Genomic DNA, 25,552 nt, shown 5'->3' with positions numbered 1-25,552 from the left:
GCGACTCGAGAACCTCAGGCACCGGAACACAGGACACAGGAGAAACATGGGAGCGCAACTTCGGGTCTACCGGCAGAAGATCAAGACTGCCCAGACGACCAAGAAGATCACCCGAGCCATGGAGCTGATCTCCGCGTCGCGGATCCAGAGGGCACAGGCGCGGGTCGCCGCATCGACGCCGTACTCCAACGCGATCACTCGCGCCGTCTCGGCCGTCGCGAGCTACTCGAACGTCGCCCACGTGCTCACCACCGAGCCCGAGCGCGTCGACCGCGCGGCGATCGTGATCTTCACCTCCGACCGCGGCCTCGCCGGCGCGTTCAACTCGCAGGTGCTTCGCGAAGCCGAGGAGCTCACCGAGCTGCTGAAGAGCCAGGGCAAGTCGGTCGACTACTTCCTGGTCGGGCGCAAGTCGGTCGGGTACTTCTCGTTCCGTCGTCGTGACTACGAGCGCAGCTGGATCGGCGGCACCGACAGCCCCGTCTTCGAGACGGCCAAGGAGATCAGCGACGCGGTGCTCGAGGCGTTCCTTCGCGACGCAGCCGACGGCGGCGTCGACGAGATCCACATCGTCTACAACCGCATGGTGAGCCGAATGACGCAGGTACCGGTCGTCACGCGACTGCTCCCGCTCGAGGTCGTCGAGAGCGACGAAGCGCCGAGTGACAAGCACGAGGTGTTCCCGCTCTACGAGTTCGAGCCCGATGCAGAGACCGTCCTCGACGGACTGCTCCCGGTCTACATCGAGAGCCGCATCTACAACGCCATGCTGCAGTCGTCAGCGGCGAAGCACGCCGCGACGCAGAAGGCCATGAAGTCGGCCAGCGACAATGCCGACAAGCTCATCACCGACTACACGCGCCTTGCCAACAACGCGCGCCAGTCCGAGATCACCCAGCAGATTTCCGAGATCGTGGGCGGCGCCGACGCACTGTCGTCCGCCAAGTAGCCATTCAGAAGAGAGAGAACACATGACTGACACCGCTACCGCCCCGGCCGCGGCAACGCCCGTGGCCGGCGCCGTCGGCCGCGTCGCCCGGGTCACGGGCCCCGTCGTCGACATCGAGTTCCCGCACGACTCGATCCCCGCGATCTACAACGCGCTGAAGACGACGATCACGATCGGCGACCAGAGCAACGAGATCACGCTCGAGGTCGCGCAGCACCTCGGTGACGACCTCGTGCGCGCCATCGCGCTGAAGCCGACCGACGGTCTCGTCCGCGGCCAGGAGGTCACCGACACCGGCGAAGCCATCTCCGTGCCCGTCGGCGATGTCACCAAGGGCAAGGTCTTCAACGTCATCGGCGAGGTGCTCAACGCCGAGCCCGGCGAGACCATCGAGATCACCGAGCGCTGGCCGATCCACCGCAAGCCCCCGCGCTTCGACCAGCTCGAGTCGAAGACCCAGCTCTTCGAGACCGGCATCAAGGTCATCGACCTGCTCACGCCCTACGTGCAGGGTGGCAAGATCGGCCTCTTCGGCGGCGCTGGTGTCGGCAAGACGGTGCTCATCCAAGAGATGATCCAGCGTGTCGCGCAGGATCACGGCGGTGTGTCGGTGTTCGCCGGAGTCGGCGAGCGCACCCGTGAGGGCAACGACCTCATCCACGAGATGGAGGAGGCGGGCGTCTTCGACAAGACCGCCCTCGTCTTCGGCCAGATGGACGAGCCGCCGGGAACGCGTCTTCGGGTCGCGCTCTCCGCGCTCACGATGGCGGAGTACTTCCGCGACGTGCAGAAGCAAGACGTGCTGCTCTTCATCGACAACATCTTCCGCTTCACGCAGGCGGGCTCCGAGGTGTCGACGCTCCTCGGCCGCATGCCCTCCGCGGTGGGCTACCAGCCGAACCTCGCCGACGAGATGGGTGTGCTCCAGGAGCGCATCACCTCGACGCGCGGTCACTCGATCACCTCGCTGCAGGCGATCTACGTGCCCGCCGACGACTACACCGACCCGGCACCGGCGACCACGTTCGCCCACCTCGACGCCACGACCGAGCTCTCCCGTGAGATCGCGTCGAAGGGCCTCTACCCGGCCGTCGACCCGCTGACCTCCACGTCGCGAATCCTCGACCCCCGCTACTTGGGTGAGGACCACTATCGCGTTGCGACGACGGTCAAGCAGATCCTCCAGAAGAACAAGGAACTGCAGGAGATCATCGCCATCCTCGGTGTCGACGAGCTCTCCGAGGAAGACAAGATCACGGTGTCGCGTGCGCGCCGCATCCAGCAGTTCCTGTCGCAGAACACCTACATGGCGAAGAAGTTCACGGGTGTCGAGGGTTCGACCGTGCCGCTGAACGACACGATCGAGTCGTTCGACGCGATCGCCAAGGGTGAGTACGACCACGTCGCCGAGCAGGCCTTCTTCAACGTCGGATCGATCTCCGACGTTGAAGAGAAGTGGGCGACGATCCAGAAGGAGAACGGCTGAGCATGGCCGCCCTCAACGTGAGTGTCGTCTCGGCCGACCAGGAAGTCTGGTCGGGCGAGGCGGTCATGGTGGTCGCGCGCACCGTCGAAGGCGAGATCGGCATTCTGCCGGGTCACGAGCCGATGCTCGCGATCCTCGCCGGCGGCGAGGTGCGGGTCACGCTGGCCGGAGGCGAGAAGATCACCGCGAACGCCGAAGACGGCTTCCTCTCGGTGCACTCGGATGCCGTCCAAGTGGTCGCTTCGCGCGCCGAGCTCGCCTGAGAGGTGACGGATGCCGGGGGAGCAGCCGATCGACCGCCAGTTCGGTGACCTGAGTGTCACCCAGCTCATCGTCATGGCGGGGTTGCCGGGCGCCGGGAAATCGACGATCGCTGAGATCGTCGGAGCCCGCCTCGGCGCCACGGTCGTGTCCGTCGACCCCATCGAGTCGGCAATCCTCCGAGCGGGGATCGACGCCGACCAGCCGACCGGGCTCGCGGCCTACCTCGTGGCCGAGGAGATCGCCGAGAAGGAGCTCGACTCGGGGCGCACGGTGATCGTCGACGCGGTGAACGCCGCTGAGGCGGCGCGCCTGCAGTGGCGCGATCTCGCCGAACGTGCCGACGTGCGGCTGCGGGTCATCGAAGTGGTCTGTTCCGACGAGTCGCTGCATCGCGCGCGTCTCGAGAAGCGCGAGCGAGGTCTGCCGCACCTCGAAGAGACGACGTGGCGCGCTGTCGAGCAGAGCCTCGAGGGTTACGCGGCGTGGACCGGTCCGTCTTCCGCGTTGCCGCGAGTCACGATCGACAGCATCGAATCGCTCGGATCGAACGTCGACGCCGCGCTCGCCTTCATCGGGGCGTAGTGCTCCTGATCCTGCCCCCGTCGGAGTCGAAGCGCGACGGTGGCACCGCTTCGCGCCTCGACCTCGCGGCGCTCTCATTCGCGGAGCTCGAACCAGCGCGTTCCGAGGTCGTCGACGCCGCCGTCGCACTTGCGACCGACGTCGACGCGACGATGCGCGCGCTCAAGCTCGGACCACGGCAGGCGGCGGAGGTCGACCGGAACCGGGTGTTGCGATCGGCGCCGACGATGCCGGCGATCGACCGCTACACCGGGGTGCTCTTCGACGCGCTCGATGCTGCGACCCTCGATGCCCGGGCGCGCAGGTTCGCCGCGTCGCATCTCGCCGTGCACTCGGCGATGTTCGGCCTCGTTGGGGCCCTCGACCTGGTTCCGGCGTATCGGCTCTCGCACGATTCGCGGTTGCCAGGCCTCCGGTTGAAGCAGGTGTGGCGAGAGCGCGTCGGCGAGGTGCTGGCCGCACGGCAGGGACTCATCGTCGACCTCCGTTCGGAGGGGTACACCGAGCTCGGGCCCGCCCCTGTGCGCCCCGGAAGCGTGTATGTGCGCGTCATCTCGGTCGATGACGGTGGCCGGCGCCGCGCCCTCAACCACTTCAACAAGAACGCCAAGGGCCGCTTCGCGAGGGCGTACCTCGAGCACCGACCCCGGCTCCGCTCGATCCACGGATTGCTCGAGTGGGCCAGTGGCGCGGGGTTCCGCCTCGAACTCGGGTCGGACCGGATCGGTGCGCCGCTCGAGCTCGAGCTCGTCGCCTGACCAGTGCCCACGCGAGTCGAGGAGATCACGGGCAGGCTCCGCTCAGCGCGGCTCAGCGCGGCTCAGCGCGCGACTTCGAACGGCACTGACGCACGGAAGCACCCGCCGAGGTGGTCGTCGACGATTCCGGTGGCCTGCATGAGTGCATACATGGTGGTGGGCCCCACGAATCGATAGCCGCGCTTGCGGAGCTCTTTGCTGAGCGCCACGGACTCGGGTGTGGTTGCGGGAACCTCCGCAAACGTCGTGGGCGGCGCGGCGCGTGGCGGCGGCGCGAAACTCCAGAGCAACTCGTCGAGCGGCTTGTCGAGGGCGAGCGTGGCTCGCGCGTTCTGGATCGTCGCCTCGATCTTGCCGCGGTGGCGGATGATGCGGGCGTCGCCGAGCAGCCGCTCGACGTCGGACTCATCCATCGCCGCGACCCGTTCGACATCGAAGCCGTGGAACACCTCGCGGAATGCCGGGCGCCGGCGAAGGATCGTGATCCAGGAGAGACCGGCTTGGAAGCCCTCGAGACACACCTTCTCGAAGAGCCGCGCCTCGTCGTGCTGCGGAGCGCCCCACTCCTCGTCGTGGTACCTGCGGTACTCGGAGTCGAACGCACCCCAGCCACATCGGGTGAGGCCGTCGTCGCCGAGCATGAGTTCGGGGCGTGGAATGACGCTCACGCCGCGAAGCCGATTTGCTCGTGGCCGAGCAGCCACAGTTTGGTGGGGATGCCGTCGCCGCCCGAGTAGCCGGTGATGCGGCCGTCAGAGGCGAGCACGCGGTGGCACCCGACGATGATCGGCACGGGGTTCGCCCCGACCGCGCCTCCGATTGCGCGCGCGGAACCCGGCTTGCCGACAGCGGCCGCGAGCGCGCCGTAGGAGATCGCCTCGCCCCAGCCGAGTCGCTCGAGTTCGGCCCAGACGGCCTCCTGGAACGGTGTGCCGGTGAGGCGGACCGGGATGTCGAAGTCGGTGCGCTGGCCTGCGAAGTACTCCAGCAGCTGGGAACGGGCGGACTCGAGCACGGAATTGGAGCGTTCGGGCTCGTCGTCGTGGGGGAGCACGCCGCCGCGCGCGATCGAGAGCCCGATCACGGCGTCGGCGTCGGCGACCAGCTCGATGCGGCCGATCGGGCTGTCGAGGCGGATGAGGAACACGTTGGTCATGATTCGAGCGTAGCCGCGGCATCCGTCACCGGCTCGCGGAAATCAGACATCGCGTGAGCGGCCGCGAAGGCCCGGTTGGGGAGGACGAGTGGAGTGCCAGCACACGCATTCCCGGGCGAGAACGCGCGGCTCTCGCGGCCTAGTCTGGAGGGATGACCGACCTCGCCTACCGTTCCCTCGGCCGCTCAGGCCTCCGCGTCTCGGCCGTGGGGCTGGGCGGCAACAATTTCGGGCGCGCCGGCACGGCGACCGAATCGCAGAGCGGCACCGACGCCGTCGTGCACGCTGCGCTCGACGCCGGCGTGAACTTCATCGACACCGCCGATGTCTACGGCAAGGAGTACGGTCTCAGCGAGACGCTCCTCGGCAGAGCCCTGCGCGGACGCCGCGACGAGGTCGTGATCGCCACCAAGTTCGGGCACTCCTCGATCGGGTCGCCGCTGCCGTCGTGGGGCGCGCGTGGTTCCCGTCGGTACGTGCGCCTCGCGATCGAGGGATCGCTGCGCCGACTCGGCACGGACTGGATCGACCTCTACCAATTGCACACCCCCGACCCGCTGACGCCGGTCGAGGAGACGCTCAAAGCCCTCGACGACTTGGTACGCGAAGGCAAGGTGCGTTACATCGGGCATTCGAACTTCGCCGGCTGGCAGCTCGCGGAAGCCGAGTTCGTCGCGCGCGAACTCGGCACGGCGCGCTTCATCTCGGCGCAGAACGAGTACAACCTCTTCGTCCGAGGCGCGGAGGCCGAGATCCTGCCGGCCGCCGAACGGCTCGGCGTCGGGTTCCTCCCGTACTTCCCGCTGCAGAACGGGCTGCTCACCGGCAAGTTCCGCCGAGACGACCTCCCGGCCGACACGCGCATCATGCGCCAGCGGCCGCACCTCGTCGAGCAGGCGCCGTGGGACGTGCTCGACCGGTATCGCGCCTTCGCCGACGAGCGCGGCATCACCATGCTCGAGGCGACCTTCGGCTGGCTGCTCGCACAGCCTGCACTCTCGAGCGTGATCGCCGGCGCGACCTCAGCCGAGCAGGTGCGGCAGAACGCCGCGGCCGGCGGGGCATGGCAGCCGAGTGCACGCGACGTCGCCGACGTGTCGGAGCTCTTCGCGGTTCGCTGACTCTTCCTCGACATGCCGCCTGCCGCCGCATCCGTCACCATCTGAACGGATGCCGGCACCGACCGGATGCCGCACAGCCACGCTGTGGCCATGACGACGATCATCCGCGCCGAGGCGGCGCACGACTTTCTGGCCCTCGTTCCCACGCTCGCGGGCTTCCGACCTGAACGCTCGATCGTCTGCGTCGCCTTCCACGGCAATCGCACGATCGGTGTGCTTCGCCACGACCTGCCGAGGCGGGCGCGCGACCGCTCCACCCTCGTGTCCGCGATCGTCGGCACGCTCTGCCGGATGCCCGGCGTCGATGCGGTCGTGCCGGTCGTCTACACCGATGCCACGTTCGCGGGCGCTCGAGGCGTGCCCGAACGCGCACTGCTCGGTCTCCTCGTGAAGCGAACCGAGGAGGCCGGGTTCCTCGTGCGGGACGCACTGTGCCGAGCGGCCGACGCGTGGACATCGATCCTCGATCCGAAGGCGCCCGCGGCGGGGCACCCCCTCGCGCTCATCGACGAGAGCCCGGTCACCCGACTGGCGCCCGAGGAGGTGGAGGTGCTGGCCTCGCCCGGAGCGGCCGGCGAACTGCCGGAAGCCGACCCGAAGATGGCTGCGGCGATCGCTGGGGCGATATCCGCGTTCGAGGCGCAGGACCGCGCCGAGGCGGCGATCGTGCGGCTCGGGCGAAACGTCGACCCGGTCGAGCTCGTCGAATCGCTCGTCGCGCGTTCCGGGGTGAAACACCCGGCGGTCCGACTCGCGTGGTTCCTCCACTTGGCATCGCGTCCGCCGCTCCGCGACGTGATGATGCTGCAGATCGCGTTCGGCGTCGTGGTCGGCGAGGCGGCATACGACGACGCGATGGCGAGCGCGGAGCGTGCCGATCGGAGCGGCGAGACGATGGACGAGCTTGTTCGACGTGAGATCGCCGAGGCCGAGACCGACGAGGTCTCCGAGTTGCTCATGCGGCTGATGCTCGGGCAGTCGACGCTCCGCCCCGATCGTCGCAGGGTCGAACGGGCGCTCGCCCTGCTCCGTCCCCTGATCGCGAATGCGCCGCAGGAGCTGCGGACGGGGCCGCTGTGCATCGCTGCGTGGCTCGCGTGGTCACTCGGGCGCGGATCGGCGGCGGGCGCGTTCATCGACCTCGCGCTCGAGGCGGAGCCCGCGCATCCGATGGCGAGCCTGCTGCATTCCTTCATCGGCAGCGGTGCACTGCCCGAGTGGGCGTTCGGAGCTCCTGAACGCCCGGACGGCACGGCGGATCGCCGTTGAGAGGAGGGCGCGTACCGAATGGCCGGGCTCAGTGACCGGTGAGCGGTGCGAGCATCCGGGCCGTGAGCGACGGCCGGCCGGTGTAGCGCTCCTCGGTGTCGGCGAATCGCATGCCGAGGATCCCGAGGTTGGCACCGACGTATCGCAGGGGCTCCGGCTCCCAGAGCGGAGAGCGGTGGTTCACCCAGGGGAGGCGGGTGAGCTCCGTGTCGCGCCCGAGCACCAGGTCGGCGAGCGTGCGGCCGGCCAGGTTCGTCGTGGAGAGCCCGTCGCCGACATAGCCGCCCGCGAGTCCGACGCCGGTCTTGGGGTTGTAGCTCGCGGTCGGATGCCAGTCGCGCGCGACGCCGAGGGGCCCTCCCCAGCGATGGGTGACGCGAGCGTCACCCATCGCCGGGAAGAACTCTCGGAGCGTCTCGTGCAAGTGGCCGAATACCTCGTCGACCCGCTCGAAGGCCGGATCGACCGCGCTGCCCCAGTGATAGCGGGCGCCGCGACCTCCGAACGCGAACCGGTTGTCGGCGGTGCGCTGCCCGTAGACGAGGAGGTGCCGGTAGTCGCTGAAGGTCTGGCCGTGCTCGAGGCCGATCTCATCCCACGTCGCCTCGGGGAGCGGCTCGGTCGCGATCATGAGCGAGTAGAGGGGGAGGATGCGCCGCCGCACGCGTGGCAACCGGGCTCCGTACCCCTCGGTGGCCACGATGATGTGGCGCGCGGCGACCGTGCCCTCACCTCCGTCGTCGAGGGCGCGAAAGCGCACCCGCCCGGCGGACCAGTCGATGACCTCGGTGCGCTCGAAGACCGCCACCCCGAGCGATTCCGCGACCCGGGCGAGCCCGCGCACGAGCTTGCCCGGATGCACTCGCGCACACGACGGGTCGAACATCGCCAACGGGCCGCGATCGCCGGATCCCGGCACGCCGAAACGCGACGCGATCGTGCGCTCGTCCCAGTATTCGAGCCGATCGACGCCGAAGCGCCTCCCCTCCTCGATCTCCGCCCGAGCGAGTTCGCGCTGGGCGTCGCTGCGTGCGAACACGAGTGTGCCGCCCTGCACGAAGTCGCACTCGATGCCCTCGAGTTCGGCCACGCGGCCGACCTCGCCGACCGTCTCGATCATCGCCCGGCGCATCGCAATCGCGGCATCGTAGCCGTGCTCGCGTTCGAGCGAGGAGGCCGAACGAGGGAACAGAGCCGAGCACCAGCCTCCGTTGCGGCCGGATGCCCCGAATCCGGCGATATCGCGCTCGAGCACGGCGATCCGCAGGTCGGGATCCGCCTTCGCGAGCGAATACGCGGTCCAGAGCGCTGTGAGACCACCTCCGATGAGGCAGACATCGAATCGCGCGCTCGTCGTGAGCGGGGCGCGCGGTCGCAGGTCGTCGGTGCCCGAGGCGGCGAGGTCGTCGAGCCAGAAGCTCACCCGGCGGTAGGCGTCGGGTGAGGCATCCGGCACCGAAGTGCCCGGCCGGCGCATCAGAGTCGGTTCGAGGCTTCGGTGAGGACGTTACGGAGGATCTGCTCGATCTCCTGGAACTCGGGCACGCCGATCGTGAGCGGCGGCGCGAGCTGGATCACGGGATCGCCTCGGTCGTCGGCGCGGCAGTACAGGCCCGCGTCGAAGAGCGCCTTCGACAGGAACCCGCGCAGCAGCCGCTCGGACTCGTCGTCGTTGAATGTCTCGCGCGTGGCCGTGTCTTTCACGAGCTCGATGCCGAAGAAGTACCCGTCGCCGCGAACGTCGCCGACGATGGGGAGGTCGAGCAGCTTCTCGAGCTCGGCGCGGAAGAGCGGCGAGTTCTCACGCACCCGTTCGTTGAGGCCCTCCTCCTCGAAGATGTCGAGGTTCTCGAGCGCGACCGCGGCCGAGACGGGATGCCCGCCGAACGTGTACCCGTGGTAGAACGACGTCGTGCCCTTCGAGAACGGCTCGTAGAGCTTCTCGGAGACGATCGTCGCGCCGATGGGGGAGTAGCCCGACGTCATCGCCTTCGCGCACGTGATCATGTCGGGAACGTAGCCGTAGGCGTCGCACGCGAACATGTGACCGATGCGGCCGAACGCGCAGATGACCTCGTCGGAGACGAGCAGCACGTCGTACTGGTCGCAGATCTCGCGGACCCGGCGGAAGTACCCGGGGGGCGGTGGGAAGCATCCGCCCGAGTTCTGCACCGGCTCGAGGAAGACCGCGGCCACCGTCTCGGGTCCTTCGAAGAGGATCATCTCCTCGATGCGGTTCGCGGCCCACAGGCCGAACGCCTCGAGGTCGTCGGCGGGCGCACCGACCTCGGCCGCGCGATAGAAGTTGGTGTTCGGCACCCGGAACCCGCCCGGCGTGATCGGCTCGAACATCTCCTTCATCGCCGGGATGCCAGTGATCGCGAGCGCACCCTGCGGCGTGCCGTGGTAGGCGACCGAGCGCGAGATGACCTTGTGCTTGGTGGGGCGACCCTTCAGCTTCCAGTAGTACTTCGCGAGCTTGAAGGCCGTCTCCACCGCCTCGCCTCCGCCGGTGGAGAAGAACACCCGGTTGAGGTCGCCGGGCGCATAGCCGGCGAGGCGGTCGGCGAGCTCGATCGCCGCTGGATGCGCGTACGACCAGATCGGGAAGAACGCGAGCTGCTCCGCTTGCTTCGCCGCGACCTCGGCGAGGCGGGCGCGGCCGTGTCCCGCGTTGACGACGAACAGGCCCGACAAGCCGTCGAAGTACTTGCGCCCCTCGATGTCGAAGATATGGTGACCCTCGCCGCGCGTGATGATCGGCACGCCCGAGGTCTCCATGGTCGACTGCCGCGCGAAGTGCATCCAGAGGTGGTCTTTCGCCTTCTGTTGCAGCGCGGCGTTGTCGGAGGCCGTGTAGGCCGGCGCGGCCTGGTCAGTGACCGTGTCGGTCATGGTGTTCCCTTCTCAGCGAGTGCCCCAGTTGTAGAACTGCTTCTGGAGCTTCAAGTAGACGAACGTCTCGGTCGTCTGCACGCCCTCGAGTGTGCGGATGCGCGAATTCAAGAGGGTGATGAGCTCTTCGTCGTTCTCGCACACGACCTCGGCGAGCAGGTCGAAGCTGCCGGCGGTGAGCACGACGTAGTCGATCTCGGGGATCTCGGCGAGCTGCTCGGCGATCACCCGGGTGTCGCCCGCGACGCGGATGCCGATCATCGCCTGCCGGGTGAACCCGAGTTGCATCGGGTCGGTCACGGCGACGATCTGCATCACGCCCGACTCGGTGAGCCGTTGCACGCGCTGGCGAACAGCGGCCTCCGAGAGGCCGACCGCCTTGCCGATGTCGGCATACGAGCGCCGACCGTCGGCCTGGAGCTGCTCGATGATCGCCTTCGACACCTCGTCGAGCTGCGCCGGGCGATGCCCTGTTGGGCGTCCCTGGTTCGTCATGGGTCGATTGTGACAGTGACGGATGCCGCAGGCAAGCGATTCCGTCGAATTTGTCTGTTCTTGCAACTGATTCCATGGTTTGGCTCGTGTCCCGGAGCGAATCTCGTGGCGAACCTGGCATCCGGCATCGGCTCCCTCACCGGGCGACCGCATCACGCACGTCAGCTGCATGGGAGGCGATTCCGGCGACCGGCACGGTCAGAGGATCGCACGGTGCCAGACTGGACGACATGGTCGCCGGCACGTTCTCCAGCTCCGCGACGACCGGCGCGCCGGCGTGGGACGTGATTGTGGGCGACCGCTTCATCGCAGCGCTCGCCGCGCCCGCGCCCGCCGCGACCCTCTCCGCGCTCGCGGAGTCGGCGAGCGACCCGTCGCCGAGCCTCGAGGCGCTCGTCGGGCTCATCCCGATCGGTCGCGAGCATCCCGTCGAGTCGTTCGCGCTCGTCTGGTGGGGCGAAGACGACGTGACGGCCGTCACCGCAGTCGTGCGCGGTGAGGCGGTCGTCGACCTCGACTCCCCGGGCGGCAGCCGGCGCTTCGACGCGCGAGGCATCCGGCCATGGCATCTCGCCGACTTCACTGACGTGGTGGCGCTGCGTCTCGCCGGCTCGGACACCCCGCTCGGGCCGCTCGGCGAGGCGGCGCACCACCTCGAGCACGCGCGAGCGAGCCTCCGCGCCTCCGCCGTCGAGTGGTCGTCGGTGCCGAGACGCCGACCTGCGACCCATGACGAGAGCGTCGTCGTGCCGGTCGGGAACCCGGTGGCCGTCGAGGAGTTCGCCCCCGACACGGTGCTCCGCCCGCGCCCGTCCACGATCGATGCCGACACCGTGCTGACGCCGCGGCCGGTCGCGAATCCGGGGCCGCGACCGGCTCGGCCGGTGCCGCTCGATGCGCAGCTCGAGGGGCTCGAACCCGCGGTGCCGGGGGCACGCACGATGCATCCGGTTCCGGCGCGAGGGCCGGCCGACGTCGCGGCATCCGCTCCGCCGACGGCATCGGGATCGGATGCCTCGCTCGCGCGTACGCCCGCTCCCGCCGCCTCACCCCGCAAGCCCGATCCAGAACCCGACCTGACGGCATCGCCGACCGGGCCGCGATACCGCATCGCCGGCGAGTCGCCGCGCACGCTCACGGGACCGGTGCTCATCGGACGGCGTCCCCTGCCGCCGCCGGTCGGGCGACCCGGTGCCGCTCCGGAGCTCGTCGCGGTCGACTCGCCCACCGCCGCCGTCTCCGGCACCCACCTCGAACTGCGGCTCGACGGGAAGCGCCTCGTCGCCACCGACCTCCGCTCGACGAACGGCACGATCGTCCGCACCGCGAGGGGATCGCGCCGGATGCGGGCCGGCGAGTCAATTGTCGTGACTGCCGGCACCACCCTCGACCTCGGAGACGATACGATCGTCGAGATCCTCCCCGCCCACGGAGCTCCGTTCCCCCAGTGATCCGATCAGACAGCAGGCCGCACCGGTGACGCAGATAGGCAATGGCAACGCCCGCCATCGGATCACCCTGCCAGACGGCACCGAGATCACCCTCGCGTGGGCGGCGATGACCGACACCGGCCTTCGCCGTGAGGTCAACGAAGACAGCTACATCGCCCAGGCGCCGATCTTCGCCGTCGCCGATGGAATGGGCGGCCACGCCGCCGGCGACTTCGCCAGTGCCGCCGTTGTCACGAGACTCGCCGAGCATGGTGGCAAGATCCTGATCGGAACGCCCGAGGTCGACTCGGCCCTGCGTCTCGCCGTGCAGGACATGGGCCGGGGCGCAGGCGTCACCGACGAGGGAAGCGGCACGACGGTCACGGGGGCGGCCCTCGGGGCGATCGCCGACGAGCCCGCCTGGATCGTCTTCAACATCGGAGACTCACGCGTGTACCGGCTCGTGAGCGGAACGCTCGAGCAATTGACGGTCGACCACTCGATCGTGCAGGAGCTCGTCGACGCCGGCCAGATCACGCGCGAAGAGGCCGACACGCACCCGCACTCGAATGTCATCACGCGCGCCGTCGGCTTCCACGAGGCGCCCATTCCCGACTACCGCGCGATCGCGGTCGAAGAGGGGATGCGACTCCTGATCTGCTCCGACGGCCTCACGAAGGAGCTCACCTCCTACGGCATCCGGCACTTCCTCGTCGCGAACGCGAAAGCGGAGAAAGCGGGCCGCCAGTTGCTCGACGCGGCGCTCGGCAACGGCGGACGCGACAACGTGACCGTCATCGTCGTCGACGTGCTGAGGGTCGTGCGCCCCGAGGCCGCGGCGAGCTGAGGCGACCGCCTCACGATTTTCGCGACGCCGAGTGTCGCGCATCTACAATTGGGGACACCCGGCGCCGCCGGCTCCGGTCGGCGTGGATCGGCCCGAAGATCACTGGGAGGACCGTTGTCGAGGCGACTGCCGTCCACTCCGCCGAGCCTGCCCGGCTTCGCCTTCATCCGCGTCCTCGGCTCCGGCGGTTTCGCCGACGTGTTCCTGTACGAGCAGAACATGCCGAGGCGCCTCGTGGCAGTGAAGGTGCTCCTCGCCGAGGTCGTGAACGACGGGCTCCGCCAGATGTTCCAGGCCGAGGCCAATCTGATGGCCCAGCTGAGCTCGCACCCCTCGATCCTCACCGTGTACCAGGCCAGCGTTGCCGCCGACGGGCGGCCGTACCTCGTGATGGAGTACTGCTCGGCGACGCTCGGCCAGCGCTACCGAGCGGTGCAATTGCCGATCGCCGAAGTGCTCGCGACCGGCGTGCGCATCGCGAGTGCGGTCGAGACGGCGCATCGCCAAGGGGTCCTGCATCGCGACATCAAGCCCTCGAACATCCTGACGACGGCCTACGGGCACCCGGTGCTGTCCGACTTCGGCATCGCGGCGACTCTCGGCGAGGCCGAATCGATCGAGGCGGTCGGCCTCTCCATCCCGTGGTCGGCACCCGAAGTGCTGCATGACGAGGTCTCGGGCTCCGTCGCGAGCGAGGTCTGGTCGCTCGGTGCCACGGTGTACTCGTTGCTCGCAGGGCGGAGCCCCTTCGAGGTGCCCGGCGGCGACAACGGGTCCAGCGCCGTGATGGCGCGGATCGACAAGGCGAAGCCATCGCCGACCGGCCGAGTCGATGTGCCGAGGAGTCTCGAGGCGGTGCTCGCCCGCTCGATGTCGCGACGTCCCGCGATGCGGCAGGCGAACGCACTCGAGTTCATCCGCGACCTCCAATCGGTGGAGGAGGAGCTCGGCCTTCCCCAGACGCCACTCGAGGTCGCGATGGACGACTGGGCGCTTGCCACCGCCGTCGATCTCGACGACCGCACCCGGATCACGGCCGGGAATCGCGCCGGTGCACTGGATTCCAGCCGCAAACGCCGCCGCGCCGCCCGGGTCTCGGGCTCGGTGCACGGCCTCGAGTCCCGCTCGCCTGAATCCACTTCCGGTCGAAGCCGCACGACACCTCCCAGCACGAAGCGCGTCGCGTGGGGCGTCTCGATCGTCGCGGCCCTGCTCGTCGCGCTCGTCGGCGCCGGCGTGCTCGCCGTCGTACAGGGCACGCGAACGATCCCCGTCGTCAGCGACGTGCAGGCGGTCGTCGAGGATGCCGCGGTCGTCTTCTCCTGGAACGACCCGGGGATCGAGCGCGGTGACGCGTACATCGTCACGGTCGACGGCGAGGCCTCGCCGATGCAACGAGAGCCCCGCTTCCCCGTCGAGATCGACGGCCGGAATCGGGTCTGTGCCAATGTCACGGTCACTCGCGACGGCAAGTCCGGACAGCCGAGCGCCGAACGCTGCATCGATATCGACGGGGGCACTGGTTGATGCACCTGCCTCATCTCAGCGCTCACCGGTCCGCGCTCGCGACCGCCGGTGCGGTGACGGCGATCGTCGCGCTCGTCGCCGGCGTGGCGGTGGCATCCGGAGGATACGCTGCGCAGCGCGTCGACCTGGGCGACGCGTCGGTCTGGGTCGCGAGCGATCGCCTGCAGTCTGTCGGCCGGGCGAACACCGCGGTGCTCGAGCTCAACTCGATCGTCGAAGTGGGCAGTTCCGATCTCGAGGTCGTGCAGTCGGGCTCGACCGTTCTGGTGCTCGACCCCGATCGGGCGAGCATCGGCATCGTCGATCCCACGACGTCGACGATGATCGACACCGTCGCGGTGCCGCCCGACGAGACGTCGCTCGCCCTCGCCGGTTCACGCGTCGTGATCGCCGCCGCGGGCGACGTCTGGTCGGTGCCCGTGGCCGACCTCGCCGAATTCGACAGCGACGCCGAGCCGGTGCTCACCTTCGGCGCCGGATCGGTCACCTCGGTCGACGAGGCGGGAACGCTCTTCGCGTACACGCCGTCGACGGGTGTCGTCGCGCGCGTCGACGCAGCCGAGGCCGAGACGGTGGCCACGCGCTGGCAACTGGAGCCGGTCTCGGGAGACCCCGAGGTGCAGATCACGTCCGTCGGAGGACGATGGGCGGTGCTCGACGTCAGCGGGCGTACGCTGCACCTCGAAGGCCATTCCCCGATCGACCTCTCCGGGATGCTCGACCCGGGCGACGTCCCCAAGCTGCAGGCGCCCTCGCTCACGGGCGACGAAGTGGCGATCGCCTCTCGACACGGCCTCATCGGAGTGGGTCTCGACGGCGCAGAGCCGGGTGAGCTCGTCGGTGGCCGCGCGGGCACGCCGGCCGCGCCCTTCGTCCACGACGGATGCCTGCACGCGGCATGGGCGAACGGCTCAGCATGGCGATCATGCGCCCCGAGCAACGAGCGGCTCATCGAACTCGACGGCGGGGCCGGTGCCGAGCTGTCGTACCTCGCCAACGGGGGCGCCCTCGTGCTGAACGATCGGCGCTCCGGCCGGACGTGGGCCGCGTCGGACGACTACGGCCTCATCGACAACTGGGACGAGTTGCTCGCCACGGAGCAGGATGAGGAGACCGTCGAGCAGAACGATCCCGACACCAAGCCCACGATCGAGAAGAGCCAGGCGCCGCCCGTCGCGGAGGCCGACGAGTTCGGAGCGCGCCCGGGCCGGTCGACCGTGCTGCCGGTGCTCCTGAACGACTACGACGCGAACGGCGACGTGCTCGTCGTGGACTCGATCGACGGCGAGCTGCCGCCCGGCGCCCGAATCGATCTCATCGCGAGCAACCAGCAGCTGCAGCTCACGCTCGACGACGCGGCATCCGGCACCCTCGCCTTCGGCTACACCGTGACTGACGGCCGGGGCGGCACCGCGCACGCGACGGTACAGGTCGGCGTGCGCGAGCCCGATGAGAACTCGCCGCCCGAACAGATGCGCCTGTCGCGCGCCTCGGTCGCGTCGCAGGGGCGGGTGACCACGCCGGTGCTCGGCGACTGGGTCGACCCCGACGGCGATCCGTTCTTCCTTCATCGGGCCGAAGCAGCGGCGCCCGACGCGATCTCGTCGACGGCCGATGGCATCGTCGTGTTCGACGAGAAGGGCGCTCCCGGTGCGGCGCGCACGGTCTCGCTCGTCGTGTCCGACGGCCGCGCCGAGGCCGGCGGCATCCTCGAGATCTCGGTGCGGGCGCCGGGTGACGTGGAGCTCGTCGCCGACCCCTTCGTGGCGCTCGCGACCGCCGGGCAGGAGATCCGCATCGAACCGCTGCGCTACGTTCGCGGCGGCTCGGGCCAGGTGCGACTGAGTGCGGTGCCCGCGAAGCCCGATGTACAGCTCACGCCCGACTTCGACGGGGGCACCTTCCGCTTCACGAGCGACGTGGTGGGCACCCACTATCTCGAGTACACGGCGACCGACGGCGCGGACACGGCGACCGGTCTCGTGCGCGTCGAGGTCTCGGCGCCACCCGAGCGCGACACGACGCCGATCACCGTGCCGCACACCGCGTTCCTCCATGCGAACCAGCCCGTCGACGTCGACGTGCTCGCGACCGACATCGATCCGACGGGCGGTGTGCTCATCGTGACGGGCCTCACCGACACCGCGGAGGACGAGGGAGTGCGAGTCGAGGTCATCGATCACCGCATCCTGCGCGTCACGCTCTCGCGACCCCTCGACACCGGCTCGACGACGTTCGGCTATCGCGTGAGCAACGGGCTCGCCGATGCCGAGGGCGAGGTGACGCTCGTCGCGGTCCTCGAACCCGACCGGACCCAACCGCCCGTCGCAGCCCCAGACACGATCTCGTCGCGCACGGGCGACGTCATCGACATCGCCGTGCTCGACAACGACGAGCATCCCGATGCGCTCCCGCTCACCCTGGCGCCCGACCTCGACACGCTGCCCGCCGCCGGCCTGCTCTTCGTCGACGGCGACCACCTCCGGTACTTCGCGCCCGAGGAGCCGGGCGAGTTCGAGGCCGTCTACCGGGTGCTCGCGCCAGACGGGCAATACGCCACCGCGAGCGTGGCGATCTCGGTGCGGGCCGCCGACCCCGAGACGAACACCCCGCCCGTGCCGGCGACGGTCACCGCGCGGGTGCTCACCGGCGACACGGTGCGCATCCCCATCCCGCTCGGCGGCGCCGACCCCGACGGCGACTCGGTGCAGCTGCTCGGCCAGGAATCGAATCCCGATCTCGGCACGGTGGTCGACCGGGGCGGCGACTGGCTCGAGTACCAGGCGGGCGAGTACTCCGCGGGAACAGACACGTTCCAGTACGCCGTCGTCGATGCACTCGGCGCTCGCGCCACCGGCACCGTGCGAGTCGGCATCGCGCAGAGGCTCGATGGGGCCCGTGCCCCGATCGCCGTCGAAGACAAGGTCACCGTGCGCCCGGGGCGGACCATCTCCGTGCGAGTGCTCGAGAACGACTCGGATCCCGACGGGGGAGCGCTCAGCCTCCGCTCGGTCGAGCCCAATACCGGGGGAGCCACCGCGGTCGTCGACGGCGACCGCATCGAGGTCACCGTGCCCGACGGCGAGGGGTTGTACGGATTCATCTACACCGTCGAGAACGAGCATCTCGGCGAGGCGTCGAGCTTCCTCACCGTCGAGGCCCGGCCCGACGCCCCGCTCGCACGACCTGAGGCGTCCGACACCGTCCTGAGCCTCAGCGACATCCTCGACAAGGAGCGGATCGACGTCCCGGTGCTCCGCAACGTCTTCCTCGCCGATGCCCCCGCCGCCGACCTCACCGTGGGTCTCGTCGACGGCTATACGAGCGGCGTCGAGGTGCGCCGAGACGGCAGCATCCGCGTCGAGATCCAGGATCGCCGGCGCATCATCCCCTTCTCGGTCAGCCACCCCGAAGACCCCGACGTCACGGCATACGCCTTCATCTGGGTGCCCGGCCGAGACGACGCCCTGCCGCAGTTGCGCCGCGATGCCCCCCGAGTGGAGGTCGTGAGCGGCGAAGAGGTGCGGATCGAGCTCGCGGAGTTCGTCATCGCGGCATCCGGTCGCCCGGTTCGGCTGACGGATGCCGCGACCGTGCGCGCCTCGCATGACGACGGCACCGAGCTCGTCGTCGACCAGGACTCGCTGCGCTATCAGAGCGAGAACGGCTACTTCGGCCCGGCCTCGCTCTCGTTCACCGTGACCGACGGCGAGTCCGCAGCAGACCCGACCGGCCGCACCGGCACCATCGTGATCCCGATCACGGTCCTGCCGACCGAGAACCAGCCGCCGGTCTTCACCGGCGGCGTCATCGACTTCGAGCCGGGCCAGTCGAAGACGATCGAACTCATGAAGCTCACGAACTACCCCTACCCCGACGAGGTCGACCGGCTCGAGTTCGAGGTGCTTCCGCCGTTCGCCGACGGATTCGAGGTGTCGCTGGCGGGCGACGAGCTCACCATCGCGGCCTCGGAATCGACAGTGCAGGGAACGCGCGCGTCAGTGGCGGTCGGCGTCACCGATCCGGCAGGCGCCGGACGGCCCGGCCGGATCGACCTGCGCGTCGTGCCGTCGACCCGGCCGCTCGCAGAACCCGCCGACGACCACGCGATCGCACCTCGCGGCCAGACGACGTCGATCGATGTGCTCGCGAACGATCGCGCCACGAACCCGTTCCCCGAGACGCCGCTGCGGGTGGTCGGCGTGCGCGGCCTCGACGAGAGCCTCCCCGCGGGTGTCACGATCGAACCCAGCTCCGACCGCTCCACCCTCGCGGTATCGGTCGACCCGTCGGCCGCGCCGGTGAACACGACCCTGCAATACCAGGTCGCCGACGCCACCGACGATCCCAGCCGGTACGCGTGGGGAACGGTCACGATCTCGGTGCAGGACCGACCCGATCCCGTCACCGGCCCACAGGTGACCGGATTCGCGGACGGCACACTCGACGTGACCTTCGGCGCCGGCGGGTTCAACAACTCGCCGATCTCCGGATACGAGATCGCGCTGCTCGCCCCCGGCGGCCGCGAGGTCGTGCAGACCTCCACGTGCGCTGCGACGACCTGCACGGTCGCGACGCCGGGCAATGGCGAGGCGAACGCCGTCATCGTGCGGATCCAGGCACGCAACGGCATCGGACTCTCCGACCCGGTCGAGGCACCCGGCCCGATCTGGTCCGATGTCGTGCCGCCGCCGCCCACCGACCTGCGCGCGATGCCGCTCGACGGTCGACTCCGCATCGAATGGGCGCCCGTGTCGACCGGGGCGGGCAGCACCGTCGGCTCCTACGTCGTGACCGTCGCCGGCGTCTCCACCGAGGTGTCGGCGGCGAGCGCGTGCACGGCGACGCTCTGCGGCATGGAGTCGCAGTCCCTCGAGAACGGCAGCCAGGTGCCGTTCACCGTGAGTGCACGCAACGAGGCCTACCCCGCGCTCACCGCCTGGAACGAGGCCGGCGGTTCGGGCACTCCGTTCGGGGCGCCCGTCGCGGGAGCCATCGCGGTGACCGGCGACGCGCTCGCCGGCTCGGTGACGGTGTCGTGGTCGCCCTTCTCCGGCAACGGCGACGCGATCGGAGGGTACTTCGTGCAGCGGCTCGTCGAGGGCGAGTCGAGCGTGCCGTCGGGGCCCCAGGCGTGCGGGGTGACGAGCCCGGCTCCGGGAACGGTCGTCCCGCCGGCCACCGGCGGCAGTGTCGCAGAGGTCGTGCACGTCGGCCCCGAAGCATCGAGCGTGCAATTCGCCGGCACGGCCACCGAGGCGGCCAAGTACTCGTTCCTCGTGTGGGGCTTCAACCGTGCTGCATGCGTCAACACCGAGGTCGCGAGCACGGTCGTGCGCCCGGCGCCAGGCGGCGCGGGCCCAGTGAAGAGCGCGATGGCCTGGATGAACATCGAGACCTGGGACCGGTACATCGAGAAGGTCGACGGGAACGCCTGGCGATACGAGATCGTCGCGGTGGACTCCAACGGCGCTCACATCCCCGGATCGGTGCGGGACTTCAGCGGATCGGGCTGGCTCCGTCCGCTCCTGAACCGCCCGTTCGGCGAGGCGGCACGCTTCCAGGTGCGGGCCTGCACCCTCTGGGGAAGTTGCGGGCCGTGGTCGCAGACCCAGCCGGCCGATGCGGTGCCCTCGCTCACCTTCGCCCTGCCGAGCCGCGTGTGGAACGAGACGACGAAGACCTGGTCGTGGACCGCGGCCCCGGAGAACTCCGGCCTGCCGGCGGCGTTCTGGTGCGGAGTGGATGGCGACACCAACGGGCGCTTGTCGCAGTCGGCGACGACGTGCGAGGTTCCCGAGGCGCAACCCGGCGATCGGGTCTGGTTGGATGTTGAGGTCGCCGGCGTGACGGCACGCTATGAGAACCGCTGAGCCGAAGGAGCAACGATGACCATGACCCCCGAGGAGGCCACGCGGTTCTCCGCGAACCTCGACCGACTCGTCGGCGCGGTCGAGGAGGTGCTGCTCGGCAAGAACCGGATCGTGCGCCTGGCGTTCACGGCGCTCCTGAGCGAAGGCCACCTCCTGCTCGACGACGTGCCCGGCACCGGGAAGACCTCCCTCGCGCGTGCCATGGCTCAATCGGTGGCCGGCACGAGCAACCGCGTGCAGTTCACCCCCGACCTGCTTCCGGGCGACATCACGGGCGTCACCGTCTACGACCAGCGCTCAGGGCTGTTCGAGTTCCATCCCGGGCCGGTCTTCGCGAACATCGTGCTCGCCGACGAGATCAACCGGGCGAGCCCCAAGACGCAATCGGCGCTCCTCGAGGTCATGGAGGAAGGACAGATCACCGTCGACGGGGTGACCCACGCCGTGGGACATCCGTTCATGGTCATCGCCACGCAGAACCCCGTCGAGCAGGCCGGCACCTACCGCCTGCCCGAGGCGCAGCTCGACCGGTTCCTCATGCGCACCTCGATCGGCTACCCCGATCACGCCTCGACCATTCGCATCCTCGAGGGCGCCGACCAGCGGGCCCACGGCTATCGCATCGAGCCGCAACTCCGCGCCGACGAGGTCGTCGAACTCGCCGCGCTCGCGCGCACCGTGTACGTCGATCCGACGATCCACGACTACGTCTCACGGCTCGTCGACGCCACGCGCACCGCGCGTGAGGTGCGGCTCGGCGTGAGCGTGCGCGGAGCCCTCGCGCTCATCCGCGCCGCGAAGACCCATGCCGCCGGGCGTGGCCGGCACTACGTCGTGCCCGACGATGTGAAGGCGCTCGCCGAGCCTGTGCTCGCGCACCGCCTGATCCTCGATCCCGAGGCGGAGTTCGACGGCGCCACCGCGTCGAACATGATCGCCCAGGTGCTCATCGAGACCCCGCCGCCGTCCTCCAGGCAGGCCGTGTGACCCTCGTCCAGACTCGCTCGACGATCCCCGAGGAGGCCAAGAAGGCCGGCCTGCTCGCGGTCGTCATCGGGCGTGCCGTGGGAATCGGGGCCGCCGCCGGCGCCGTCGTCGCCGAGTGGGCGCAGGCCATTCGCGGCGTCGTCACGGCGCTCGGGTGGGCGATGATCGCCGCGGCGATCGTGTCGCTCGTCGCGGGCTACGCGTGGGGATGGCTCGAGGTCATCGCGCTGGGGTGGGGATTCGGGCTGCTGGTCGCCGCGGCATCCGTCTGGCTCATCGGTCGCGGCGCCTCGACGATCGAACTCGTGCTGCCGACGCCGCGCGTCGTCGTGGGCGAGTCGGCACAGGCGCGGATCATCGCGGCGAATCCGGGGCGTCGGCGACTGGGCGGCGCGCAGCTCGAGGTGCCCGTCGGCGGGCGCGTCGTCGAGCGCGTGCTGCCCGGGCTTCCACGCGGCGGTGCCTTCGACGAGCAGTTCCCCATTCCGACCGAGCGGCGCGGGATCGTTCCGGTCGGGCCCGCGCGCACGGTTCGCGCCGATCCGATCGGGCTCATGCGACGCGAGATCGTGTGGTCGCAGGTCGTCGAGTTGCACGTGCATCCGCGCACCGTGTCGATCGCGGCGCTCAGCACGGGATTCATCCGCGACCTCGAAGGTGCGCCGACTCGCGATCTCACGGCGAGCGACATCGCCTTCCATGCCCTGCGCGAGTACGTGCCGGGCGATGACCGCCGCCACATCCACTGGCGCAGCTCCGCGAAGACCGGCACCTTCATGGTGCGCCAGTTCGAGGAGACCAGGCGCAGCCGGCTCATGATCGTGCTCGATCTCGACGCGAGTGCCTATGCGGATGACGCGGAGTTCGAGCTCGCAGTGAGCGCCGCGGCGTCCGTGGGTGCTCGAGCCATCCGCGATGCCCGCACGGTGTCCTTCGTCGTGTCGGGGCCGGCCGGCGGCAACGGCGTCGCTCGCGGTTCGATGCGCGAGCTGCCGACCGTCTCCCGTGATCGTCTGCTCGACGCCCTCTGCGTCGTCGACACCGAGGAGCGCGCGGCGATGCTCCCGGATGTCGCGCACGCCGCGGCCGACGCGCTCACCGGGGTCTCCCTCGCCTTCCTCGTCACCGGCACGGCGCGCGGGATCGCCCCGCTGCGGTCGGCCGCGACGCGGTTCCCGGTGGGCGTCGAAGCCGTCGCCGTGCAGTGCGCGCCCGAGGGAGAGCCGTCGGTACGCTCCATCGCGGGACTCACGGTGTTCCGCATCGGGTACCTCGACGACCTGCGCGCGATGCTCGCGAGATCGGCCTCGGTCGCATGATGCAGACCCGCCCGCTGGGACGTGCCGACCGGTTCTGGCCGACCGCGGTGAGCACGCTGCTCATCGTCGCGATGCTCGCAGCGGCGCTCATTCCCTGGTGGCCGATCTATGAGAGCTTCGCGTTCATCGTCGCGGGAGCCGTCGCGATCGTCGCCGGTGTCGGCATCGGCGTCGTCGGCGCGCGCCGACGGTGGCCGGCATGGATCGTCGTCGTCGCCGTGTTCGCGGCGTACCTCGTGCTCGGCGTTCCGGCGGCGGTGCCCGGGCGCACGTTCGCCGGGATCCTGCCGACCCCCGTCGGTGTCGCCGACCTGCTCGCTGCGGCGGCGTTGTCCTGGAAGCAGCTCGTCACGATCGCAGTGCCCGTCGGCTCCTACCAGGCGCTGCTCGTGCCCCCATTCCTCTCCACGCTCGTCGCTGCGACCGCTGCGGTGACCATCGCGCTGCGCAGCCGTCGGCCGGCAGCGGCAGTGCTGCCGCCGGCCCTCCTGCTCATCGTGGGCATCACGTTCGGCGTCGTGCACACCGCCTTCGCCGTCGAGGCCGGGCTCGCCTTCCTCGTCGCAGCGGTGGCCTGGCTCGTGCGGGTCGGGATCGCGCAGCGACGGGCGATCACGAGCGGGCGGCCGGTCGAGGCCGCGCTCGCGGATGCCCGCCGGGTGTTCGGCGCGTCGGCGCTCGTGGCGATCGCGCTCGTCGGCGCCACCGCTGCATCCGTGGCCCTGCCCGTGCCGCAGCGCAACGTGCTGCGAGCCGAGCTGCAGCCCCCGTTCGAGCCACGCGAGCACGAGAGCCCGCTCGCGGGGTTCCGGGCGGCGTTCGAGCCCGAGTCGAGCGAGCGGGCCATGCTCCGGGTACGCGGTCTGCCCGAGGGCGCCGGCATCCGCATCGCGACGCTCGATACGTACGACGGCATCGTCTACTCCGTGGGAGGCGCCGACGGCACGGCGCTCTCCGGCCGATTCACGCGCCTGCCGTACCGGCTCGACCAATCGGGCGCGATCGAGGTGCGCATCGAGGTGTCGGTGCTCGGGTACGCCGACGTGTGGGTGCCGGGCGTCGGTCGACTCGAGCGCATCGCGTTCGAGGGGCCGCACGCGGAGCAGCTCGCCGAGGGGTTCGTCTACAACGACGTGACCGGCACGGGTGCGGTGCAGGAGGGACTCGCTTCCGGCGATGCCTACACCGCGTTCTCGGTCACCCCGGCCGATCCCGAGTCCCTCGTGGGGTTGCGCCCCGGAACCAGTGTGCTTCCGCCGTCGCCCGACCTGCCCGACGAGCTCGCTCGGCTGCTCGACCAATGGGCGCCGGCCTCCGGTGAACCCGGCGAACGACTGGCCCAGCTCATCGAGGGCTTTCGTCGCGAGGGCTATGTCAGTCACGGCCTCGGCCACGAAGGCGGCGGGGAAGGCGGCGAGCCGGAGCGGGCGAGCCGTTCTGGCCATTCGCTCGACCGGCTCGTCGAACTCGCCACCGAGAGCCCGATGGTCGGCGACGGCGAGCAGTACGCCGTCGCAGCAGCCTTGATGGCGCGGCGCATCGGCTTCCCGGCGCGGGTCGTCGTCGGCTACCTGCCGAATGCGGAATCGCCGGAGACGGATGCCTCTGATGCGGTGCCGTCCGACGGTGCCACGGTGTTCGAGAGCGCCGACCTGCAGGCGTGGATCGAGGTGCAGACAGCCCAAGGGGACTGGCTCTCGATCGATCCGAATCCGGATCCGCGTGAGATCCCCGAGCCCGAGACCGATGAGCCGACGGTCGTCTCGAGGCCCCAGTCCGCCCTGCCGCCGCCCGCGGAGCGGACGCCGGTCGACGACCTCGACTCGGAGCCCGACCTCTCGCCCGACGATCGCGACGACGACGGCGCCGCCTGGTTGCAGGTGCTGCTCGGCGTGCTCGGGGTGACCGGCATCGTGGTGCTCGTGCTCGCCCTCATCGCGAGCCCCTTCCTGGCGATCATCGCGGCGAAGCTCAGACGACGCCGACTGCGCCGCAGCGCCTCGACGGCGGTCGAGCGGATCGAGGGAGGATGGCAGGAGTTCGCCGACTCGGCAGCCGACTTCGGCTACCCGATCCGGCCGACCGCGACCCGTGCGGAGCAAGCCGCGACGGTGGGCGGACTCGCGCCGCTCGTGCTCGCATCCGTGGTCGACCGTGCCGTGTTCGCACCCGAAGGACCATCCGACGACGACGACCTGCGGGTGTGGGAGTCGGTCGACGAGCTCCAGGAGCGGCTCGGGGCGCCGCGCACTCGCAGGGAGCGCTGGCGGGCCGCGGTCTCGCTCACCTCCCTCGGCGGGTACGCTGTCACCCGGAGAGGAGCGCGGTCGTGAACTGTCGGATCTGCGGGGCCGAACTTCCCCCGGGGGCGATGTTCTGCGGTGAGTGCGGCAGCTCGACGAGCGCGACACCCGAGTCGAGGCGAAAGCCCGATCCGCGCCCGGACGACACGACGGTGATCGAGCGGCCGGCACGTCGCAACAGCGGAGTGATCAGCATCCCCCTCGAGGGCTTCCGTGCGGCAACCGCGATCCCGTCTTCCGTGGAGGCGTCCGTCTCGGCCCCGGTGGCGCCGCCGACAGCCACGCAGTTCG

General features: G+C 70.0%; 20 protein-coding genes. 14 read left to right on the top strand and 6 right to left on the bottom strand.

From position 1 onward, the window contains the following. The first annotated feature begins 46 nt into the window (after window positions 1-46). From J7E25_RS04230 to J7E25_RS04210, 5 genes are read left to right on the top strand one after another with little or no spacing between them, the layout of a single operon-like run. Window positions 47-949, top strand: a complete 903-nt coding sequence (locus tag J7E25_RS04230) for a F0F1 ATP synthase subunit gamma (RefSeq protein WP_214868276.1) — start codon at window positions 47-49, stop codon at window positions 947-949. A 22-nt stretch (window positions 950-971) separates the two neighbouring features. After that, window positions 972-2,435 (top strand): F0F1 ATP synthase subunit beta, encoded by a 1,464-nt coding sequence (gene atpD / locus J7E25_RS04225; protein ID WP_214868274.1) that lies wholly within the window; start codon window positions 972-974, stop codon window positions 2,433-2,435. Between the two features lie 2 nt (window positions 2,436-2,437). Beyond that, a complete protein-coding gene (locus J7E25_RS04220) occupies window positions 2,438-2,698 on the top strand; it encodes a F0F1 ATP synthase subunit epsilon (RefSeq protein ID WP_214868272.1) in 261 nt (86 codons plus the stop codon). Between the two features lie 10 nt (window positions 2,699-2,708). Continuing rightward, window positions 2,709-3,281: an ATP-binding protein gene (locus tag J7E25_RS04215; RefSeq protein ID WP_214868270.1), complete on the top strand. Its 573-nt coding sequence runs from the start codon at window positions 2,709-2,711 to the stop codon at window positions 3,279-3,281. Beyond that, window positions 3,281-4,039: a YaaA family protein gene (locus tag J7E25_RS04210; protein ID WP_214868268.1), complete on the top strand. Its 759-nt coding sequence runs from the start codon at window positions 3,281-3,283 to the stop codon at window positions 4,037-4,039. Before J7E25_RS04215 ends, J7E25_RS04210 begins: the two co-directional genes overlap by 1 nt. A gap of 62 nt (window positions 4,040-4,101) precedes the next feature. On the opposite strand, the gene J7E25_RS04205 is transcribed toward J7E25_RS04210, so the two are convergent. Continuing rightward, window positions 4,102-4,680 carry a DNA-3-methyladenine glycosylase I gene (locus J7E25_RS04205; protein ID WP_214868337.1) on the bottom strand — a complete coding sequence of 193 codons (579 nt, stop codon included), beginning with the start codon at window positions 4,678-4,680 and terminating at the stop codon, window positions 4,102-4,104. Window positions 4,681-4,703: 23 nt separating this feature from the next. Then, a complete protein-coding gene (locus J7E25_RS04200) occupies window positions 4,704-5,195 on the bottom strand; it encodes a methylated-DNA--[protein]-cysteine S-methyltransferase (protein ID WP_214868266.1) in 492 nt (163 codons plus the stop codon). 152 nt (window positions 5,196-5,347) lie between these two features. Between J7E25_RS04200 and J7E25_RS04195 the strand changes: the two genes are divergently transcribed. Together J7E25_RS04195 and J7E25_RS04190 are read left to right on the top strand one after the other, a co-directional pair. Then, complete coding sequence (locus J7E25_RS04195) at window positions 5,348-6,316, top strand: aldo/keto reductase (protein WP_214868263.1); 969 nt, start codon at window positions 5,348-5,350, stop codon at window positions 6,314-6,316. 90 nt (window positions 6,317-6,406) lie between these two features. Then, on the top strand, window positions 6,407-7,585 hold the full coding sequence (locus tag J7E25_RS04190; protein ID WP_214868261.1) for a DUF4192 family protein: 1,179 nt from the start codon (window positions 6,407-6,409) through the stop codon (window positions 7,583-7,585). A 28-nt stretch (window positions 7,586-7,613) separates the two neighbouring features. On the opposite strand, the gene J7E25_RS04185 is transcribed toward J7E25_RS04190, so the two are convergent. Genes J7E25_RS04185 through J7E25_RS04175 form a run of 3 tightly spaced genes read right to left on the bottom strand, consistent with a single transcriptional unit; the run spans window position 7,614 to window position 10,975 of the window. Then, window positions 7,614-9,062: an FAD-binding oxidoreductase gene (locus tag J7E25_RS04185; RefSeq protein ID WP_214868259.1), complete on the bottom strand. Its 1,449-nt coding sequence runs from the start codon at window positions 9,060-9,062 to the stop codon at window positions 7,614-7,616. Continuing rightward, window positions 9,062-10,480, bottom strand: a complete 1,419-nt coding sequence (locus tag J7E25_RS04180) for an aspartate aminotransferase family protein (protein ID WP_214868256.1) — start codon at window positions 10,478-10,480, stop codon at window positions 9,062-9,064. Before J7E25_RS04180 ends, J7E25_RS04185 begins: the two co-directional genes overlap by 1 nt. 12 nt (window positions 10,481-10,492) lie before the next feature. Further along, a complete protein-coding gene (locus J7E25_RS04175; RefSeq protein ID WP_214868254.1) occupies window positions 10,493-10,975 on the bottom strand; it encodes an Lrp/AsnC family transcriptional regulator in 483 nt (160 codons plus the stop codon). 230 nt (window positions 10,976-11,205) lie between these two features. On the opposite strand from J7E25_RS04175, the gene J7E25_RS17760 reads away from it, so the two are divergent. From J7E25_RS17760 to J7E25_RS04140, 7 genes are all read left to right on the top strand, one after another. Beyond that, on the top strand, window positions 11,206-12,426 hold the full coding sequence (locus J7E25_RS17760; RefSeq protein WP_251038793.1) for an FHA domain-containing protein: 1,221 nt from the start codon (window positions 11,206-11,208) through the stop codon (window positions 12,424-12,426). A 25-nt stretch (window positions 12,427-12,451) separates the two neighbouring features. Beyond that, window positions 12,452-13,252 carry a protein phosphatase 2C domain-containing protein gene (locus J7E25_RS04165; RefSeq protein ID WP_308164356.1) on the top strand — a complete coding sequence of 267 codons (801 nt, stop codon included), beginning with the start codon at window positions 12,452-12,454 and terminating at the stop codon, window positions 13,250-13,252. 114 nt (window positions 13,253-13,366) lie between these two features. After that, window positions 13,367-14,779, top strand: a complete 1,413-nt coding sequence (locus J7E25_RS04160) for a serine/threonine-protein kinase (protein ID WP_214868252.1) — start codon at window positions 13,367-13,369, stop codon at window positions 14,777-14,779. Beyond that, a complete protein-coding gene (locus tag J7E25_RS04155; RefSeq protein ID WP_214868250.1) occupies window positions 14,779-20,652 on the top strand; it encodes an Ig-like domain-containing protein in 5,874 nt (1,957 codons plus the stop codon). The genes J7E25_RS04160 and J7E25_RS04155 overlap by 1 nt, the downstream gene beginning before the upstream one ends. Before the next feature lie 15 nt (window positions 20,653-20,667). Further along, window positions 20,668-21,639: a MoxR family ATPase gene (locus J7E25_RS04150; protein WP_214868248.1), complete on the top strand. Its 972-nt coding sequence runs from the start codon at window positions 20,668-20,670 to the stop codon at window positions 21,637-21,639. Then, window positions 21,636-22,958: a DUF58 domain-containing protein gene (locus tag J7E25_RS04145; protein WP_308164355.1), complete on the top strand. Its 1,323-nt coding sequence runs from the start codon at window positions 21,636-21,638 to the stop codon at window positions 22,956-22,958. Before J7E25_RS04150 ends, J7E25_RS04145 begins: the two co-directional genes overlap by 4 nt. Beyond that, the gene (locus J7E25_RS04140) at window positions 22,955-25,291 is read left to right on the top strand and encodes a transglutaminase domain-containing protein (protein ID WP_214868245.1); all 2,337 of its coding nucleotides are present in this window, start codon (window positions 22,955-22,957) and stop codon (window positions 25,289-25,291) included. Before J7E25_RS04145 ends, J7E25_RS04140 begins: the two co-directional genes overlap by 4 nt. Here J7E25_RS04140 and J7E25_RS04135 read toward each other — a convergent pair. Beyond that, window positions 25,266-25,544 carry a hypothetical protein gene (locus J7E25_RS04135; protein ID WP_214868244.1) on the bottom strand — a complete coding sequence of 93 codons (279 nt, stop codon included), beginning with the start codon at window positions 25,542-25,544 and terminating at the stop codon, window positions 25,266-25,268. The genes J7E25_RS04140 and J7E25_RS04135 overlap by 26 nt on opposite strands. Window positions 25,545-25,552 lie beyond the last annotated feature (8 nt).

It is taken from the genome of Agromyces sp. ISL-38 (assembly GCF_018613935.1).
Lineage (GTDB): Bacteria > Actinomycetota > Actinomycetes > Actinomycetales > Microbacteriaceae > Agromyces.
The sequence above is the reverse complement of the archived record's forward strand: the minus strand, read 5'-3'. Positions and strand labels throughout refer to the sequence as shown.